Source organism: Helicobacter apodemus (genome assembly GCF_000765745.2).
GTDB lineage: Bacteria > Campylobacterota > Campylobacteria > Campylobacterales > Helicobacteraceae > Helicobacter_D > Helicobacter_D apodemus.
In genome coordinates, this window is the sequence record NZ_JRPC02000129.1 from 1 (window position 1) to 381 (window position 381).

Annotated in this window: 1 pseudogene; it reads right to left on the reverse strand. The window is 35.7% G+C overall.

Going from position 1 to position 381, the window contains the following annotated elements:
- Window positions 1–381: pseudogene (locus LS72_RS11190) on the reverse strand (hypothetical protein); the annotation flags it as partial.

Below are 381 nucleotides of genomic sequence, written 5' to 3' on the forward strand. Positions count from 1 at the left end.
TGTATTATTTACAAATCCACCTTTTAAGTTTCCTTGGTTGGTAAAGCTTGTAATGCTTCCTTTATTAATAACTTGGTTGGTGATGGTTCCACCATTAGCATTAGTAAAGTCTCCTATGTTTTTCGTGTTATCAAGGGAAGTTATAGTTCCAGAGTTAGTAGCATTTGCTAAGCTTCCAGTATTAGCAAGGGTTCCTATTGTTTTAGTGTTACTAAGGTTAGCTAAGCTTCCAGCATTAGTAAGGTTAGCTAGAGTTCCAGTGTTAGTAGCACTTTTTACGACTCCAAGATTCTTAAAGGTGCTTAGATTGCTAGAATTAGCAAAGTTTGTTAAGGTAGCCCCTGTATTATTTACAAATCCACCTTTTAAGTTTCCTTGGTT